The organism is Pseudomonas sp. yb_2 (assembly GCF_043103905.1).
GTDB classification, from domain to species: domain Bacteria; phylum Pseudomonadota; class Gammaproteobacteria; order Pseudomonadales; family Pseudomonadaceae; genus Aquipseudomonas; species Aquipseudomonas alloputida.
This window is the reverse complement of the sequence record NZ_JBICKH010000067.1, coordinates 1-2,140: the sequence shown is the minus strand read 5'-3', so window position 1 is coordinate 2,140 and position 2,140 is coordinate 1. Positions and strand designations below refer to the sequence as shown.

The 2,140-nt window shown below is 50.8% G+C and carries 2 protein-coding genes and 1 pseudogene; all 3 read right to left on the bottom strand.

What is annotated here, in order from left to right; genetic code table 11:
* A pseudogene (locus ACF8FB_RS16825) lies at positions 1–445 on the bottom strand (type IV secretion protein Rhs); the annotation flags it as partial.
* 260 nt (positions 446–705) lie between these two features.
* Positions 706–1,197: an SMI1/KNR4 family protein gene (locus tag ACF8FB_RS16820; RefSeq protein ID WP_260681235.1), complete on the bottom strand. Its 492-nt coding sequence runs from the start codon at positions 1,195–1,197 to the stop codon at positions 706–708.
* A gap of 10 nt (positions 1,198–1,207) precedes the next feature.
* The coding region (locus ACF8FB_RS16815; RefSeq protein WP_392509988.1) for an RHS repeat-associated core domain-containing protein at positions 1,208–2,140 on the bottom strand (933 nt) is incomplete at its 5' end.

Genomic DNA, 2,140 nt, shown 5'->3' with positions numbered 1-2,140 from the left:
TTTCTTCGAGTAGGCGAGAGAACTCGTCGTACTTGAACTGCAGGCGGTTACCGTCCGGCAAGGTCAGGCCAACCATATTGCCGTGTTCGTCCAGTTCGATGGCGTAACGCTCGCCGCCATAGTCGCGGCTGGCGACCACGCGGTGGTCGGCGTTGTACTGCACTTCCAGCTCGCGGCCAAGTACGTCGGTGGCCCAGCTGGTGCGGCTATCGAGGTCGTAGCGGAAGTGGTAGTGCTCGCCGTCGCTGGTCCAGTGTTCGACCACGCGCGGCTTGTCGCCCAGGGTTTGCCAGCGGTAGTGGCAGCCCAGCCCCAGCGCGTTGCTGTGGGTCACCATCAGGCCGTCGGCGTAGCTGAAGCTGCGCACGGTGTCGCCGTTGCGGTTGATCACCGCGCTCAGCTGGCCGTGTTCGTCGTAGCGGTACTGTGTGAGCGTTTCAACGGCCTAGTTGTCGAATTATCGGCTAAAAGAGCAATCTCGCCTGACTGCTGCAGGACGTTCTATTCAGTGTGACTCGTTTACTGGAATGACTGAGGCTAACGCCTCAGCCCTCCGACGTTAAGTTATTAAAGATCCCAGCCACACTAAATCCACTTAGAAAGTATAGCGCCGAAGGTTGAATTAAATCCAGCATTCACTGACATTCACGCTAAAGCGCTAAAGCCAGTAAAAGCTTTCAGCCTTCAGTGCAACACCTCACACACTCACTGATCAACTTGATCCTCATGAATCAAGGACCCAATGAACTCATGAAATGAAAACGAAAGAACCCTTTGAGCATTGATGTGATTTAGATGCATATCAATATCGGGCTGAAAAATGTCCACCGCAAAATAAATCACCTTGCCCTCATTTTTATCAAGGCAAATAAAGTTACCCGCCTCATCTACGGCAAATGGCACCAAGTGTGCTGGCAAGACATTCCTGCTCACCATCAACCTGAAACAACCACCTATGTACTTAGTCTCATTCTTGTCTACAGCGCCATCACTAGCAATACTCTTAAAATCTTCAACTCTAATCGGCTCATAATTTTCGTCTTCCGCCCAAAATGCCCGATTAGGCTCACCCCCATTGAAGGTCAGGTATAGCGCCCTAAATTCCGCAGGAAATCTCATACCGATTTCAGACTCAAGTGCATCAATATCAAGCCCTGAAATAGCGACATCAGAATTGAAGAGTTTAAAATCATCCACCATATAGTCCTCAACAAGTTGTAGACGTTATTTTTTGTGGGCGCCCTTTCAGCCACCCCTTGTCCTGCGAGATAGCTACAGCTTCAGGTGTCCCGTAAGATCCAGAAGGCAAACCGAAATGCTTCTCGAATTGTGCCACCGACCCTGTATGGGGCAACGAAGCCTCGTGCGCGGCCTGAGTTACTAACTGCATTGTTCCCTTACCAGTTACAGGATCGAAATCATCCAAATGATGCCAAGTATATTTACCAATCGATTTGACCTGAGCCTTTGACAAACCAGCTTGCTTGTAAGCTTCAGTAAAGTCTCGACCTCGAGACCCTTGCATTTGAATAGATACGATATTTTTTTGGTTGCCGGTTACGGGGAACAACTCAGGCGAACCCTCAAAATTCACACTCTTGAAAGATAGCCCCCAAGGATCAATCCATGCAGTGGCATTAGGCGCATATTGGTAAAGATTTACACCGCCACCTAAACCCAATGGATCTTGAGTTACAAAGCGCCCAATATCCGACGCATAATAACGGAAGGTATTATAATGCAGCTCACTCTCAACGTCGAAGTATTGCCCTTGAAATCGAAGGTTCTGCTCGACTTCACTAATATCTAGCTGCTCTAGCATGCCCCACGAGCGGTACGTAGCTTGCCAAACGACTGCGCCATCGCTGTTCGTAAGCTCCAGCGGCGTGCCAATCTGGTCAGTATGGAAGTAATAGACCTTCTGCCCTTCCCCTTCCGCCTGGTCAACTCGCGCCAACGGCGCATAGCTACCCGGCTCGTACAGGTACAAGATGCTGTGCCCAGGAGTTTCCTCCCGCAGCATCCGCAAGCCTTGCCAGAGGAAGCGCTTCTGCTCTACCTCGCCATTCATTTCCGCCTGTTTGGCTATTCGCCTCCCCAAGCTGTCGTACCGGTACTCGCCTTGGCTATCCAGCTTGCC